A 16,031-nucleotide genomic window follows, 5' to 3' on the forward strand; every position below is an offset into this window, starting at 1 on the left:
CCTTTCATAGGACAACCACCTGAGTCGCCTTGACATGCCAGTGCTTGACCTTTTGCTGGGCATCCCACATCCGCCGATACCTACCGGCGGCAGCCAGCAATTCTTCGTGCCTGCCGCTCTCCACCAGACGGCCTTCTTCGAGAACCAGAATTTGGTCGGCGCCCACGATGGTCGAAAGCCTGTGGGCGATCACCACCACCGTCTTGTGGCTTACCAAAGCGTCGATGGCGCGTTGCACCGAAATTTCACTCTCGGTATCGAGAGCTGCCGTCGGTTCGTCGAGGATGACGATGGGGGCGTTCTTGAGCAGGGCCCGGGCAATGGAAATGCGCTGCCTTTCGCCACCGGAAAGCCTCCCCCCGATATCGCCGAGGCGGGTTTCCCAGGCTTGCGGCAAGCGCATGATGAAATCCAGGCACTGTGCCGCCTCGGCCACCGCCCGGACCTCAGCGTCGGTGGCATCGGGCCGGGCCATGCGAATGTTGTTCATCACCGTGTCATCGAATAGATAGACGTCCTGGAAAACCACGGAAATCAGGTCGTGAAGGCGATCGAGGGGGATGTTGCGCAGGTCAACGCCACCGATCCGCACGCTGCCGGCCTGCGGATCGAAATGGCGCAGCAGCAGCCGCGTCAGCGTCGTCTTGCCCGATCCTGACGGCCCGACCAAGGCCGTCAGACTGCGTTCGGGAAATTCCGCTGTGAAGTCTCGGATCGACGGGGCGTTGGCATACGCATACTGGAAGGTCACCCCTTCAAAGCGGATTTCGTGAGAGGGGGGAAGCGCCTGGGGCAGGCGCTGCTCCAGCGGCTTGATGGCGAACAGGGCCTGGATCCGCTCGAGGGCCGATTCGATCATTTCAAGGATGGCGGTGTACAGAATGAAGGTGGACAACGGCTCGAAGAAGCGCGCCATGATCACCAGAAGGGCGGCGAGCACGGCAACGTCCAGCGAACCGCCGAGTACGAACAGCACACCGAGGGCGAGCACGAACAGCAGCCCCACTTCCACGATGCTGGCGACCAGGATATTCGGCTTGGCGCCCTTGCGATGGCCATAGATCTGGATTTCTTCCAGCCGGCTGAAGGTCGCGGCCAGGCGCTCGGCCTTGGCTCCGGCCTGACAGGCCGCCCGCAGCACCGGCAGCCCCTGCATGTATTCCAGAACGTCCGCATTCGCCTGCTGGTGCGCCTCGGCCAGGATGCGCTTGCCACGCCCCAACGCCGGCCGCCGCCAGCGGTAGAGCGGTACGATCGCGGGAAACACCAGCAGCAGGGCCACGGCCATGCGCCAATCCACCGCCAAGAGTGCAATCGCCGTGGCAAGGGGCGTGATCACGGCGATAAAGATCAGGTTGAGGATGGTCAGGGTGGTCAGCAGGTTTTCATCGACATTATTCAGTACCATGGAGTTCATTTCGCCGGTGCGCTTGTCCTGCAGGACCTCCAACGGAATACGACGCAACTGCTCGCCCAGCCGGGTACGCAGGCGATGTGTCGCCTGTGCCATCTGCCCGTCGAAATCGAAGGCCTGGGCCCGCCAGCGCAAGACCGAACTGATCACCATTAGCAAGGTGCAGGCCCCCAGCCACGCCAGCGCCGCCGCGCCCTCCCGCTGTGAAAAGATCGCCAAGAACAAGGGAACGATGCAGGCCAGCGCCAGCCCCTGTACGACCGCCGCCGCCAGCAGACCGATCAAGCTCCGGCGCAGCTGGGCGGCACCGGGGCCGACACTGTCGATCAGTTGCCTGTAGGTCGTGCGCCAGGGCGTGGGGCCCGACCTGCGCGGGGAATTGGCGCCGTTGCTCATTGTGTCTTGTCCTGACTTGCGAGAGAAGCATGAGCGGCCTTGCCCAACGACCAGTTCTGCGCCATTTCGTAATTGCGCCAGAGACGGGCATAGGTCCCGCCGTGAGCGACGAGATCGTCATGTTTGCCGCTCTCCACCAGCCGTCCATGATCGAACACCAAGATCTGGTCGGCATCGCGGATTGTCGCCAGGCGGTGGGCGACCATGATGACGGTCTTGCCCTGCATCAAGCGAGACAGCGCCGCGATCAGTGCCGCCTCGTTTTCCGGATCGGCAAAGGCCGTCGCCTCGTCGAGGACGAGAATCGGCCGGTTCTGCAGCAGTGCGCGGGCAATGGTGATTCGCTGCCGCTGACCGCCGGAAAGAAAGATGCCGCGTTCACCGACCCGGGTGTCGTAGCCCTCCGGCAGTGTCATGATGAAGTCATGCGCCTGGGCCGCCTGGGCCGCCCCGATCACGCTGTCCATATCCGCCTCCGGGCTGCCCAGGCGGATATTCCCGGCGATCGTGTCGGCAAACAGGAAGGTATCCTGGAAGACGAATGCCACCTGGCGCAGCAACTCATCCGAATGCATGTGGCGTACATCGACTCCGCCGACCAGCACGCGCCCCTCGTTCACGTCCCAGAAACGCGGGATCAGCTTGGCGACGGTACTCTTGCCGGCCCCCGAAGGGCCGACCAGCGCCGTGACCGTGCCGGGAGCGACCTCGAAACTGACTTGACTGAGAGCGTCGGCATCCCCCTCACCGTAGCGGAAGCTCACATTCTCGAAACGCAGACTAGCGTCACGCGGCCGCTCCCCCTCGCCGTCCGGGACCGGCAGGACCGGCGCGGCCATCACTTCCTGAATGCGGACGATGCTGAGTTTGACCTTCTCGATCATGTGCCGCAGCATCATTGCCGGCATCATCGCCTCGGCCATGCCCGTGCACAGCAGCAGAACCGCCAGCCAGCGCACGGGATCCAACGTCTCCTGCCAAACCAGCCAGGCCCCAAGCCACAGCACGACCGCCAAGGTCGGCATCGGGCTCAGCACCACCCAGGAAAAACGCGCGGGGAAGCCCGGCTCGCGGTACCAGCGCGTCAGAACGTCCAGATAGGCCTCCAGCGCCTTCTGGTAACGGCCGAAGGTCGCGTGTCCGGTATCGAAGGTTCTGACCACCGGCATGGCCTGCACGAATTCAACGACGGCCGCGCTCACCCGCTCCCGCGCGTCATTGTAGAGCCGGGCCATCTCGCCCCGCCGCCGCAGGGCCCTGCTGAGGATCCCAAAGCCCAGAGCCAGCACGCCCAGAGCCGCCAGGGCAAGCCGCCAGTCGAGCCACAACAACAGGACAAAGGCAACCAGCGGAGTGACATAAGCCCGCGCGTAGAGAGGCGTGCTGTCGGCGACGAATACATGGAGAGCCTTGACGTCGTCGTGGATGACCTTGGTCAAGGCACCGGCTCCCTGGCTCTGCACGTATCCCAGCGGCACCTTGGACAAACGGTCGCTGAGCCGCATCCGCAGAATGCGTTCCAGCCGGAAAGCGGCATAATGCGACTGGTTGAACGCGCCCAGGCGGGCCAGATAGGTGCCGACGGCACAAGCCAGGACAGCCGCAGACAACATCCAGGGCCACTGATCCGGCGTGTCGATCAGGGCTTGCACCGTGAGGGCGAGCAGCCCCATGGTCAGCAACCCCAGCAGTGCCGAGACAGCCGCAAGGCCCATTGCATAGCGGACCTGCCCACGAACCGGCCTCATAATGGACCATGCATCAATCCGGGGCGGTGAAGGTGCGGCAGCAATGTCCCGCTCGATCTGCGGGACTGCGGCTTTCGATGCGTTCATGTTCAAAATCTCGTTAAGAGCGTATGGCAGCCGCCACCGGATCCAGGAAATGGCGAGAGTATGCACCGGGCATCTTAATGAAAATGATTCTCGTTATCAATATTTTCCTTCATCCTAGGTTGCCCCCACCGCTCATCTGTCGACTTGAGGTAATGACACCCGGGTAAGCAGGTGTCCTTTGAACAGGCAGTGACGAACCTCTAGCACCGTGCCCGCCACCCAGCGCTCGCCCAGGTCAGTGCAAAGCCGTAATCTTGCTCTTCCCTGCGGGTCCCAATCGAGCAATTCAGCGGCGTCAAAATAGAATGTGCGGCGGACCAGCGGGTAAAGCGCCTTGAACAGGCTCTCCTTTGCACAAAAAACCAAGGTGACGAGAAACGATTCTGCCGCATGGCCCCAACGTCTCTGCTCACCGCCGGTCATGATCAGCGGCGCGACCGTATGCGCTTCTCGGCGTTCAAGCAGTCTCTCCAGATCGATTCCCAGCCCCAGATACTCATGCGCGTGTCCGGCCAAGGCCAATGCATGAAGGCCGCAATGAGTGATGGAACCCACCACCCCCTTAGGCCAGAGGGGCGCCCGATCCACCCCCCTTGCGGGAGCCTCTGAACGCCCTGTCAGCAACAGCAGCGCTTCCTGCGCGCAGCGTCGCCCCGCCATGAACTCCGCTATCCGCCGAGGCATGGCGCGCTCAAGCTCCGACGGGATGACAATACCGGCCTGTCTCCACTGCTCCGGATCCGTCGTGAAGCAGGTGGCGACCAATCGGCATCCCGCAGGCTCGTCATCCCAAGGCCATACCGCCTTGGGTATCCAGAGTGAGTCAGGCTCAAGGCCCGGGAACCGCTCAAGCACCCAGCGTCGCCCCGCCGTCGACGACCATATCCTGAAGAGTGATATGACCAGCCCGTTCCGAAGCGAGGAATAGCACGGCTTCGGCGATATCTTCCGTAGTCGCCAGTTTGCCAAGGGGAATGCCAAGCTTGTAAAGTTCAGGCAGTCCGTCCAACAAACGCTGGCGGTCCGCAGGGGTCGGACACATCGCATCCAACATTGGCGTGACGGTGGAACCTGGAGAAACCACATTGCAGCGCACGCCATAAGGTGCCAGTTCCAAGCCGACACAATGGCTCAGGCTCACCAGCGCCGCCTTGGAGGCACAATAGGCCGCCATGCCGACTCGCGGCACATGAGCGGCATTGGAAGCAACAGTGACCACCACGCCGTGACGCTGCCGCTTGAATAACGAAATCCACTGGCGAAGCAGGTAGAATGGTCCACTGACGTTGACGCCCAGGCAATCGTGCCAGTCTGCGTCGGACAGAGATTCGGCGGCTCCCAGCCGCAGGATCCCGGCAGCGTTTACCAGTACATCAAGCCGCTGACACTCCTCCTGTAAACGGAGGCTGACCGCTTCGACCTGCACCGGGTCACGCAGGTCGAGGGGGAGCAGACGATAGGATATCCTCTCATCGGGAAGATTGAGATCCAGACCGATCACTTCGGCACCGTAAGCATGAAAGCGTTCGGCGACGCACCGACCGATGCCGCTCGCAGCGCCGGTCACTAGCACGCGCTTACCAGCGAATTCCTCTTGTGGCATGGAACGGACTCCCGACAGATCAAGCGGCAGCACGCTGGCTTTCGATAAGCGCGCACCATGCGTTGACAGTAGGAGCCCGCGCCAGATCCTCGAAGCTCACTTGTATGCCGCGCTCCCGCAATTCACCGGCCAAGGTCATCACTTGAATGGAGTCGAGGCCGTAGCAGAGAAGATTCTCGTCGAGATCGATATCACCCTCGTCGTCGATCAGCTGGCGCACGCGCGCCAGCAGCCACTCCCGGCTTGGCTCGCCAGTTCCGACGCCGACCAGGGCGGCAGTGTCGATTACCCGACCGCAGCGCGTCGCTACGTAGCGCAACGCCATGTGGTGGTCGGCCTCGGAAAAGTCAGCGACGGCATCTCCCACCAGAAAAGGCTGAATGTCGTTCATGAAGGCATCCAGCGCTGTAACCAAGCAGCCGATATGTGCATAGACACCACCGATGATGAGTTGGTCGCGCCCCCATCTCTTCAGAAGATTCGCGAGGTCGGACCGTTGGAAAGCGCTGTAGCGCCATTTGACCAGTACCGTGTCGCTGTCGTTAGGCGCGAGTTCGTCCACCACCCTCTGCATATCCGACTCGACGGCAGTGAGACCCGGGCCCCACATGTCGTTGAGCAATGCGCGTTCGGCAGGCGATTGCTGGTGGGGCTGAGCGGTATAAACCACAGGAATGCGATGCGCGTCGGCCCATCGCCGCAGGCTGACCAGATTGTCGATCAGCCGCCGGATCAAGGCGCTATCAGGTTCGTAGAAACCAAGAAAGTATCGCTGCATGTCATGCACGAGCAGCACCGCGCGGGAAGGGTCCGGCTGCCAGAACACCCGGTTGGCCGGGAAGGCGTCGACCTTCGGCATGGGATAATCGGCAAGATGCGGAATGGCCATGGTGATTCCTCGCTTCGAAGGCTCAAAAGGAAGTTGGCTCTGCCCGGTCACGCAGGCGGCATTTGTCGATCTTGCCAACCGGTGTCAGAGGCAGAGCGTCAACAAAGCGGAAACGGTCCGGCAGCTTGAATTCGGCCACGCCGAGTGTAAGCAGGTGTTGACGCAGTGCGGAGGGACGCAGGGCCTGCTTAGCGACGATAAAGGCGCAGCTTTTCTCACCCATTAGTGGATCATTAATCGCCACCAGCGCTGCATGGCTTACATCTGGATGAAGCAACAGCAGGTTTTCGATCTCTTCCGCAGCGATCTTTTCGCCGCCGCGGTTGATCTGGTCCTTGACCCGCCCGACCACGCGCAGGTAGCCATCGGCGCTCCGCTGAACGAGATCGCCGGTGTAGTAGAACCCGTCCGCGTCGAACACCCGGGCGTTATGATCCGGACTGCGGTAATACCCGCGGAAAGTATAGGGACCACGCGTGGCAAGCAGGCCAGCAGTACCGTCCGGCACCTCGCGTCCCTGGTCATCAACCACCCTTATCTCGTCGTCCGGGCAGATCGGCCGCCCTTGCGTGGTGAAGATTCGTTCGTCGTCGTCATCCAAGCGTGTGTAATTGACCAATCCCTCCGCCATCCCGAACACCTGCTGCACGGCACAGCCCAGCACGGCCGGCACCTGTCTGGCATGCGCCTCGGAAAAGCTTGCTCCTCCTACCTGCAATAGGCGCAGCGAGCGCAGGGCCTGTTGGCGTCCAGGCGCGGCCCGCAACCAAAGGGCCACCGCCGGAGGCACCAGAGCAACCATGTCCACCGCATGACGCTCGATCAGGAGGAAACAAGTGAGCGGCTCCGGATTTGGCGCCATGACCACGCAGCCCCCGGCATGAAACACACCCAATGCTCCAGGAGAACTCAGGGGGAAATTGTGTGCCGCCGGCAAAGCACAGAGGAAACGGGTGCGGGGCGTCAAACCACAAATCTCGGCACTGGCCCGGATACTGTAGTCGTAATCGTTGTGCGTACGTGGAATCAGCTTCGGTGTGCCGGTACTGCCGCCGGAGAGTTGAAAGAAGGCGACTTCATCCGGGGGCGACGGGCGGCCTCGGCTAAGCCGTCCCAGCGGTGAAGCGAGCCAATGGTCGAGACTGCGGTCGGCCTCCGGCTCGCCAAGCAGCAAAGCTAGTGAGAGATTTGGGGAGAGCTTCGCCAGTTCGGCGAGGAAGACATCGTCCTCGAATAGCTCGTGACGGCGCGAGGCGATCACCAGACGTGGCTGGATTTGCTGGGCATAGGAGCTCAGTTCCAACCGCCGATGGCTGAACAATGCATTCACCGGCGCCACGCCGATCTTGAGCAAGGCAAAAAAGACCAGATAGAACTCGGCCACATTCGGCAGTTGCACCAATGCGGTGTCGCCCTGTCCCAGCCCCTGGGCACTCAGCCGTGCAGCCAGGTTGTTCGCCAATCGCTCCAGGTCTGCATAGCTGTATTGACGTTCGCCGCATATAAGTGCAATTGCCTCGGGACGCGTGCGCACCTGTTCGTCGAACCCGCGCGTCAACGGCTGGTCCAGCCAGTAACCGCGCTGCCGGTAATAGCGGGAAAACTCTTCCGGCCAGCGGACGTAGTCGATCATCACGACGCCACCCCCGCTTCAGTACGCTGCCTGAGGCCGCAAGCGCTGAGCATTGTGCTTAACTTGGCCTGGATTTCCGCCCATTCGGCCTCCGGCTCGGAAGCTTCGACGATTCCGGCGCCGGCGAACAGACGCACAATGTCTCGCTTGACTGTGCCGCACCGGATGGTCACGACCCATTCGCCATCCCCATTGGCATCGCACCACCCCACCATCCCGGTGAATACTCCGCGCTCGAAGGGTTCGACCAGATTGATCAGCTTGCGCGCCCGTTCGGTAGGAAAACCGCACACGGCCGGCGTGGGATGCAGGCGGCAGGCCAGTTGCAGGACGGTGGTGCGGGCGTCCCACAGCAGGCCGTCCACCTGGGTGGACAGATGCCAGAGCGCAGGAGTGCCGAGCAGCGAAGGCTGCTCGGGGATATCCAATTCAAGGCAATGCGGTTCCAGCACACGTCTGACCTCATCGACCACCAGACGATGCTCATACTGATCCTTCGGCGAGCGTTCCAGACGCTCGGCCGCAGCGCGATCCTGGTCCGGGTGAGGCTGACGCTTGGCAGAACCAGCCAACGGATTGGATTGGATGCGTCCTCCCCGCTTGCGCAGCAGCAGTTCAGGGCTCACGCCGATCAACTCTGCCCCATCGGGCAGCGGCACGCGGAACTGGTAGCCCTCGGGATTCTGGGCACGCAGACTCATCAGCAGCCGGTCGATATCCACGGGAGCAGAAAAGCGGAGCTCATGGGACACCGACAGCACGGCCTTGCGGATGTCGCTGTGGCGGAAATTGGCAATGGCATGGGTGACGGCTGCCTTAAAACCCTGCTCGTCAGGGATGCTCCGCTGATCAAGCAGATGCGGCATCACCGCCTCACTGGAGGCCGATCCGGGCAGTTCCGGACGTTGTCGCCATTCGTAACGTCTCGGGACGTAGAGATAGGAGGGCTCGGCGAGATCGAAGGGGATGGCACCAATGACCAGAGGGTTATCCTGGCCGGCATGGAAAGCCTGTTCGAAGGCGTCCCGAATGGCACGCTGGAACGCTCCCTCCATCTCCTCTCCCCCACGGGCGGGGACACTGATCCACTGGGCGATCCCCCAGGCCCGCAATTCCTGTGATCCCGAGGTAAAGAGCAACTTGTTGCTATCCGATAACGGTTCCAACGCCTGTTGCACACTTTCGGCACTGCTCCGCATGGGCTGCCCTCGCGTTGAGAATGAAAATGATAGACATTCGCAATTAAGGAAGTACATTCATCTATGGGTTGTCAATACGGGACTCACAAAACCATGAGGGATCTGACAGCGATGCAAGCCGCCTATTGGGTCGGTCGGCATGCAGCCGGGCCGTTAGGAGGTGTCGCCGCGCACCTGTATGCGGAGTTCGACGGCTGCGGCATTGATGTGGCGCGCCTGCGTCGCGCGGTCCGAGCCCTGTTTCAGACACATGGCATGCTTCGCCTGAGTGTTGACGCCGACGGCCTGCAAACGATCCGTCCGCTGGAAGAACGGCACGGACTGGTGGTCGAGAATCTTTGTCACCTTGATGATGCTTCCCTCTCCCATGCACTGACGGCCAAGCGGGAGGCCAAGACCCACCAGCGTCTCAATCTTGGAGAGGGCGAGGCAATCGACCTGAGCCTCTCGCTACTTCCCGACGGACGCTTCAGGCTTCATGTCGATCTGGACATGATCGCTGCAGACCCGTCGAGCTTCCGCGTGCTCATGGAGGACCTGGCACGCTTCTACGAGGAGCCTATGCTGGCCAACCAGCCACCGTCGGTCTCCTACTTCGACTACCTCTCCTGTCTGCGCACCAAGCCCGACGCAGCGCAGCGCCGCGACCAGGACCGACAATGGTGGCAGGCGCGCCTGGCCCAGATGCCACCGGCGCCGCCCCTCCCATGGCGAGATGCCATGGAAACAACGCCTATTCGTAGCGAGCGTTTCGCTGCGCGGCTCGAAGCGACAGAACGCCAAGCACTCGAACATGCCGCCAGAAGACACGGTGTGACCCTCTCCACATTGATGCTGGCCCTGTTCGCCCTGACGCTGGGCACTCACACCGGCGCGCAACGTTTCCGGCTGAACGTCCCCATGTTCTATCGCCATCGCTGTCTTGAAGACGTGGACAGATTGTTGGGGGACTTTTCCGAGTTGCTGATCCTTGGAGTGGATCTTGATGCCAAACAATCCCTGCTCGAGCTCTGCCAGTGCATCGCCGGCGAATTGGCGCAACTCATCTCACATGCGGTCTATCCGGGGGTCAGCGTCATGCGCAACCTGTCCCGGCAGCAAGGCGGAATGCAACTGGCCCCGGTGGTTTTCACCTCCGGTTTGAACATGCCCGGGGGCGAGTTGTTCTCGGAGCGGGTTACCCGCAGATTCGGCGAGATGACCTGGGTCATTTCCCAAGCCCCCCAAGTCGCCCTGGATGCCCAGGCTGCAGCGGTCGACGGCGGTATTCTTGTCAACTGGGATGTCCGTCTGGACGCTTTGCCCACATCGTGGGTGCAACCGTTCTTTGAGGACTATTTGACCTGCCTGCGTCTGGTCGTCGGCTCTTCGGACCGATTGACAACACCGCTCGTTCAGGCCTTTCCCATCCTCCATGAAAGGCGCGTTGCGAAAACCATCATGGAAACGCCCCTGACTCCGTTGCAACAGGCCTACCTCATGGGACGCCGAGAGCACCTGCCGCTCGGAGGCGTGGCCATGCAAGAGTTCCGCGAATACCGGGGCCGCATCGTCACAGAAGAACTACGCCGACGTCTCGCCCGGTTGGTACGACGGCACGATGCCCTGCGTACCCGCATCGACGAAGATCGGCTTGTCCAACGGGTCGATCCGGATCCCGTGACAAATCTGGAAGAGTTGGACCTACGGGTACTGACGCCTGCCGAGGCCTGGCAACAGGTTGACACCCTGCGCGAGGATTACACCCACCGCCTGTGCGATCCATCTCGTTCCCCATGGCATCTGTTGCTGATCCAGCTTCCCCCTGACGCGGCGGACAGCCATGTGCTATTCGCACGGTTCGACGCCCTGATTCTCGATGGTCAGGGAATCGCCGCCATCCTGACCGAGCTTCTCGCGGAACAGGATTTCCCGGCACCGGTTCCCGCCGGAGAGGCGATCCGAATCGATGCCGGCAACCGTGATACCGATGCCGCCTATTGGACCGCCAGACTTCAGTCTTTCACGGGTCCAATGCGGTTACCTTGGCTCAAGCCGCTGGCAAGCATCAAGGCCTCGCGGTACCGTCGGGAGCATCTCATGATACCTCGGGAGCATCTGACGGCGCTGAGCCGCCTGGGCGCACAGCATGGACTGTTCCGCAATGCGATTCTCTCGACGCTCATCCTTGATGTCCTGGCGCGCTGGTGCGAGGAAGGAACCATGTGCGTCGCCGTGCCAGTGGCTCTTCCCCAGGCTGGACAGCTGAGCAACGCATCAAGCTTCATCCCCCTCCTGTACGACCCGACCAGCGGCAGTCTGGAAGACCGCGCACGCCGTGTACAGACGAGTATACTTGAAGGCCTGGAGCATTTGGCATTTTCAGGCGTCGACCTCAATCGCCTGCTGCTCAGCCGTCACCCGGACGGCCCACCGCTACCGGTGGTGCTGACCAATGCGTTGTCCTGGCCGAAGCTGAGACCAGATGGCCCCGTCCGGCTCCAGGGGGGCCTGACGCAAACGCCGCAAACGGCAATGGACATTCGCCTGACGTTGGATGAGTGGGACAATCTCGAACTGTGCATCGATTATGCCGAACAGGCGCTGTCTCCCGCACTGGTGCGGGACTTGCTTCACGCTATGGGCAAAGCCCTGGAAGCCGTTGCTCGCCGCGGAGTGCTGGACCTCCAGGCACGGGATTTCATCGACCACGCCCATTACCGGCATAACGGCAAAGAAGAGGATTTCATCTGCAGCAGCTTTCTTCAGCGCATCGCCCAGCACCTGTTCGAGACGGGTGCCGATAAGACCGCCCTGATCTGCGGCAAGAATCACATCTCCTACGGACAGTTGGGCCGCAATGTCGCTGCCATCATGCATGGCCTCGACCAGCGTGGACTCCGTAAGGGCAACATCGTAGCGATCTGTCTGCCACGTGGCCCGGAGCACGTGACGGTCACACTTGCCTGCGCATTGCTGGGGATCCTTTGGGTGCCGGTGGATGCCGGTTCGCCGCCAGACCGGCTGCGCGTTCTACTGGATACGTGCCGTCCCGACCTAGTAGTCGGCGAAGAAAACATCGACGGCCTGGAAATGGTCGCACCACAGATGCTGGTATATTCCATTGCGTCGGAATACCCGGTCAACTCTCAGTCTTTGGCCGAGTTGAGCCGGAGCGAGAACGCGGCCTACTATCTCTTCACCTCCGGCACCACCGGCAAGCCGAAATGCGTTGTATTGTGCAACCGGGCCACCTCCAATGTCATCGGGCACACGCAGACGCTCTGGCAGGTCGGGCCGCAGGATGTCTTCATCTCGGTGACGCCGCTGCATCACGACATGTCCGTGTTCGATGTTTTTGGCGCATTGAGCGCTGGTGCCACCCTCGTTCTACCCGCCCCCGGCGAAGAAAAGGATGCCGTGGCGTGGAACCGCCTCGTGCAGCGATACGGGGTGACCGTGTGGTGCTCGGTTCCGGCGATTCTCGAGATGCTCCTGACATGTCGCCAGAGCGACGAACTTCGCTCGCTACGGCTGATCGCCCAAGGAGGGGATTACATCAAGCCGGCTACTATTGCAGCCTTGCGCACCATTCTGCCCGAATGCCGGTTGTTCTCGCTGGGCGGCCCCACCGAAACAACCATCTGGAGCATCTGGCATGAGATCACGGCTGAGGACGAAGCAATCATTCCCTACGGCCGCCCCCTGCCAGGCAGCCGCTATTACCTCCTGAACGATGCAGGAGAGCACTGCCCGGCCGGTGTCGTGGGAAGAATCCACACTGCCGGAGTCAGCTTGTCTCTCGGCTACCTGGAAGACGGAGTTCTCACACGGTCTGACTTCGTGACCATCCTTAACGAGCACAACAGGCCGATACAGGCGTTCCGCACCGGCGATCTGGGCCGCTATCGCGAGGACGGCACCCTCCTGTTTGCCGGTCGGGTCAACGGTTATGTGAAAGTGCGCGGGGTCAGGATTTCGCTACCGGATATCGAAAACGAACTGTCCAAGCACGAAAACATCCAGAGCATTCTGGTAACCGACTTCGGTGATGCGCGCACAGGCGAGATAGCCCTGGGTGCGCTATATGTCGGAGCCGAGATGCCAGTGGCCGAACTGCGCAGCTTCGCTCGCCACCAGTTGCCTGACTCCCACGTGCCTAGCCGCTTTCTGAGGGTTCCGGAACTGCCATTAACGGGCAACGGCAAGCCTGATCGGGCCCGTGCTCGCACGTTGCTGTTCACAGGAGCCGGAGCAAGTCCAGCGCCCGACGCCATATCGGCACAGCCCCCCACACACGCCCAGCAGATCCTCGGCATCTACCTAGGTGTCATCGGCAAACAGCATCGTGAAGACGTAGGCGAAGAGACCGCCTTTCTCGACCTCGGTCTTCTGCCGTCTCATCTTCGCTCCATCGCCACAGGCCTGCGCGAAGCGTTCGGCGTCGACCTGTCACCCGGCCTCCTGGCCCGCTGCCGCAATGCACGACAGGTACAGGCCCTACTTCAGAACGTGCCCCAAGGCTGATCCGCCGCCCGCCCGTTCTCATCAATACATAGGGACGAAGCATGTCAGCAATCGAACCAAGCGGCGAGTGGTTGCCGCTCACCTTGGCGCAGTTGGATTTCTGGGAAGAGTTCATCCTGAATCCGGGACGGCCGCTTTCTACCGTGGCGCATTGCCTCGACTTCCAGGGCGAGGTGAACCAGGACGCCCTATGCCAGGCGATCAGCCGTACCGCCCGCGAGGCGGACGTCCTTTCCGTGCGATTTCACGTGCCCCCCGGCGCAACCGTTCCTTTGCAGCAATGTGACCCGGACCGCGCCCCGATGCCGAAGTTGCTCGACCTGCGCGGCTGCGATGATCCGCTCTCCGAGAGCCCGCTCACTGATGCAAGCCGACGTCGAGGCCTATCTCGAACTGCTTGATGGGCCCCTGGTGGAACAGTGGCTGATCCGGGTTGGAGCCGAGCGCTATCTTTGGTACATCCGCGGCCACCACATCATTCTTGATGGGTATGCCATGATGCTGCTGGAACAGCGCTGTGCCCGGCTCTACATGCACTTCCTCGGACGCGGCGATGCTGGCCCACCATTTCATCCCTTCGCCAGTTACCTTGCCGAAGAAAAGCGCTACTGCACCAGCCCGAGATTCGCAACCGACCGCCTATACTGGAAGAATTACCTGGAACAAGGCCGGTTGCCATCGCTGCACAAGGATCAGGAGGGCTATGGAGGCGGCGGACTACACCATGAAAGCTCCCTGTCCCCAACCATAAGCCAACTTCTACGCCAGTTGGCGAACGAAACCGGGATCGGCTGGCCGGACCTGCTGATCTTATTATCCGGCGCCTACCTGTACCAGCACCTGCCAGCGGCGCGCTCCGGCAACGGGTCCCTCCTCCCGCTGTGGCTGCCGCTCATGAGCCGCTGGGGCAGCGTCGGCGCATACATGCCGGCAATGGTGGTGAACATCCTGCCCCTGTGGATCGATATCCGGCAGGAAGAGACGCTGGGCATGTTCCTGCGCCGACAGGCCGGCGCCCTGCGCGAACAGCGGGCCCACAGCCGCTACCGCATTGAGCAGATCGCTCTCGATCAGCGGCTAGGGCAAGGTCGCCGCTACTTCTTTTCTCCTCTGGTGAATGTACTCCCCTTTGATCCCCCGCAGTTCACAAACTGCAGGGTGACGCGCGAGATACTCTCCAGCGGCTACGGCGACGGGTTCAACATCACCTACCACAGCCACAGCGACGGAGCTGAGCTGATGGTGGATATCGATGCAGACCCAGCCATGACAAACCTGGAGGACTTTGCGCGGCACCGGCTCGACCTGCCGGCATTTCTTTCCCACGCCTTGAAGCCCGGTTCCCTGCATCGCAGACTGGAGACACTTTGTCCGTAAAGACACCAATGTATGAGAATGAGACTCAATATCATATTGATGCCTGGACTACTTCTGCGATAATCTCACCCTCCATATCGCCTGTAGGCTTTGTGCCTGAAGCGGCTCTTCGATTGTCATGAACCCGAGGAAAGTATGCGAATTGGGAAGAGACTGGTCCTGCTCTGCCGGATGCTGGTTCTCTCCGTCCTGACAGTCGGGACGACGGCTTATGCTGGACAGAGCGACCAATCCCAGGCGGCTTGGCCGCGCAGCTTGGTCAATGCCGATGGAAGCCGGACCACTATTTCCCTCCAGCCACAGCGCATTCTTTCCACCTCGGTCACGATCACCGGAACATTGCTCGCCGTCGATGCACCGCTGGTCGCCAGTGCGACCACGGTCAATGGTCACTTCTTCGACCAATGGGCCGGGATCGCGGAAGCGCGCGGCGTGGAAAAGCTGTGGCCTGCTGGCAGTGTGGATCTGGAAGCCGCCTATGCCATCGCTCCCGACCTGATCGTCGTATCGTCCAGCGGTGCCGATTCCGCCCTGCCACAACTGAGTGAATTGCGGCAAATCGCGCCCACCATTGTCCTGGATTACGGCGGGCAAACATGGCAGGAACTCGCCCTGCTGATCGGTCAAGCCACCGGGCTGGAAGCGCAGGTGAAGGACAAGCTGGCCGCATTCGAGGCCTATCTCGCCGAAGCACGGGCGAAGATTTCGGTCCCTCCGGGATTGACCAACATCATCAGCTATAACGGGCCAGGGACGCTCAATCCGGTCGCCACCAGCGAGGGCGTCCACGGCAGGCTGCTCGGTGCGCTGGGGTTCACGATCGAGTCGCCGCCACGGAGCTGGCAGAGCGATGGCAATCCCAGCAATGACTTCATCCGCGCCCAGTACGAGCACCTGACCGAGCTGAAGGCGCCGACCACCTTCCTGCTCAGTGCCGACGACGACCGGGCCGCGGCGTTCATGCGCGACCCGATCCTGGCCAACCTGCCGGCGGTCCGCAACGGCCAGGTCTATGGCCTGGGCGTGAATTCGTTCCGCATCGATTTCTTCAGCGCCCGTGAAATCGTCGACGGCATCGTCGCACGCTTCGCCAGCGACCGCCGCATCTCCGATGGCCGAAACTAGTCCATTGGCACTTCACGCCGTTCCGACGCACGGACCAGAACGGGGACACGAGGA

At 61.7% G+C, this 16,031-nt stretch carries 11 protein-coding genes; 4 read left to right on the forward strand and 7 right to left on the reverse strand.

What is annotated here, in order from left to right:
• Positions 1-4 precede the first annotated feature (4 nt).
• From EPD66_RS20410 to EPD66_RS20440, 7 genes are all read right to left on the reverse strand, one after another.
• Positions 5-1,810, reverse strand: a complete 1,806-nt coding sequence (locus tag EPD66_RS20410; protein ID WP_142850386.1) for an ABC transporter ATP-binding protein — start codon at positions 1,808-1,810, stop codon at positions 5-7.
• Positions 1,807-3,645, reverse strand: coding sequence for an ABC transporter ATP-binding protein (locus EPD66_RS20415; protein ID WP_221931056.1), 1,839 nt, complete (start codon positions 3,643-3,645; stop codon positions 1,807-1,809). Before EPD66_RS20415 ends, EPD66_RS20410 begins: the two co-directional genes overlap by 4 nt.
• Before the next feature lie 132 nt (positions 3,646-3,777).
• A complete protein-coding gene (locus tag EPD66_RS20420) occupies positions 3,778-4,410 on the reverse strand; it encodes a 4'-phosphopantetheinyl transferase (RefSeq protein ID WP_142850387.1) in 633 nt (210 codons plus the stop codon).
• An 82-nt stretch (positions 4,411-4,492) separates the two neighbouring features.
• Positions 4,493-5,281: a 2,3-dihydro-2,3-dihydroxybenzoate dehydrogenase gene (gene dhbA / locus EPD66_RS20425; protein WP_304650115.1), complete on the reverse strand. Its 789-nt coding sequence runs from the start codon at positions 5,279-5,281 to the stop codon at positions 4,493-4,495.
• Positions 5,268-6,137, reverse strand: a complete 870-nt coding sequence (locus tag EPD66_RS20430) for an isochorismatase family protein (RefSeq protein ID WP_142850388.1) — start codon at positions 6,135-6,137, stop codon at positions 5,268-5,270. Before EPD66_RS20430 ends, dhbA begins: the two co-directional genes overlap by 14 nt.
• 22 nt (positions 6,138-6,159) lie before the next feature.
• Positions 6,160-7,770, reverse strand: coding sequence for a (2,3-dihydroxybenzoyl)adenylate synthase (locus EPD66_RS20435; protein ID WP_185961536.1), 1,611 nt, complete (start codon positions 7,768-7,770; stop codon positions 6,160-6,162).
• Positions 7,770-8,825: an isochorismate synthase MenF gene (locus EPD66_RS20440; protein ID WP_221931057.1), complete on the reverse strand. Its 1,056-nt coding sequence runs from the start codon at positions 8,823-8,825 to the stop codon at positions 7,770-7,772. Before EPD66_RS20440 ends, EPD66_RS20435 begins: the two co-directional genes overlap by 1 nt.
• A gap of 237 nt (positions 8,826-9,062) precedes the next feature.
• Between EPD66_RS20440 and EPD66_RS20445 the strand changes: the two genes are divergently transcribed.
• From EPD66_RS20445 to fepB, 4 genes are all read left to right on the forward strand, one after another.
• Entirely contained in the window at positions 9,063-13,475 is a 4,413-nt protein-coding gene (locus EPD66_RS20445) for an amino acid adenylation domain-containing protein (protein ID WP_221931058.1), read from the forward strand.
• A 41-nt stretch (positions 13,476-13,516) separates the two neighbouring features.
• Positions 13,517-13,876 carry a hypothetical protein gene (locus EPD66_RS24415; RefSeq protein WP_221931059.1) on the forward strand — a complete coding sequence of 120 codons (360 nt, stop codon included), beginning with the start codon at positions 13,517-13,519 and terminating at the stop codon, positions 13,874-13,876.
• Positions 13,839-14,852, forward strand: a complete 1,014-nt coding sequence (locus EPD66_RS20450) for a condensation domain-containing protein (protein ID WP_221931060.1) — start codon at positions 13,839-13,841, stop codon at positions 14,850-14,852. Before EPD66_RS24415 ends, EPD66_RS20450 begins: the two co-directional genes overlap by 38 nt.
• Before the next feature lie 135 nt (positions 14,853-14,987).
• On the forward strand, positions 14,988-15,977 hold the full coding sequence (gene fepB / locus EPD66_RS20455) for a Fe2+-enterobactin ABC transporter substrate-binding protein (RefSeq protein ID WP_142850392.1): 990 nt from the start codon (positions 14,988-14,990) through the stop codon (positions 15,975-15,977).
• Positions 15,978-16,031 lie beyond the last annotated feature (54 nt).

It is taken from the genome of Telmatospirillum sp. J64-1 (assembly GCF_006980715.1).
In the GTDB taxonomy this organism is placed as follows: Bacteria; Pseudomonadota; Alphaproteobacteria; order Rhodospirillales; family Magnetospirillaceae; genus Oleiliquidispirillum; species Oleiliquidispirillum nitrogeniifigens.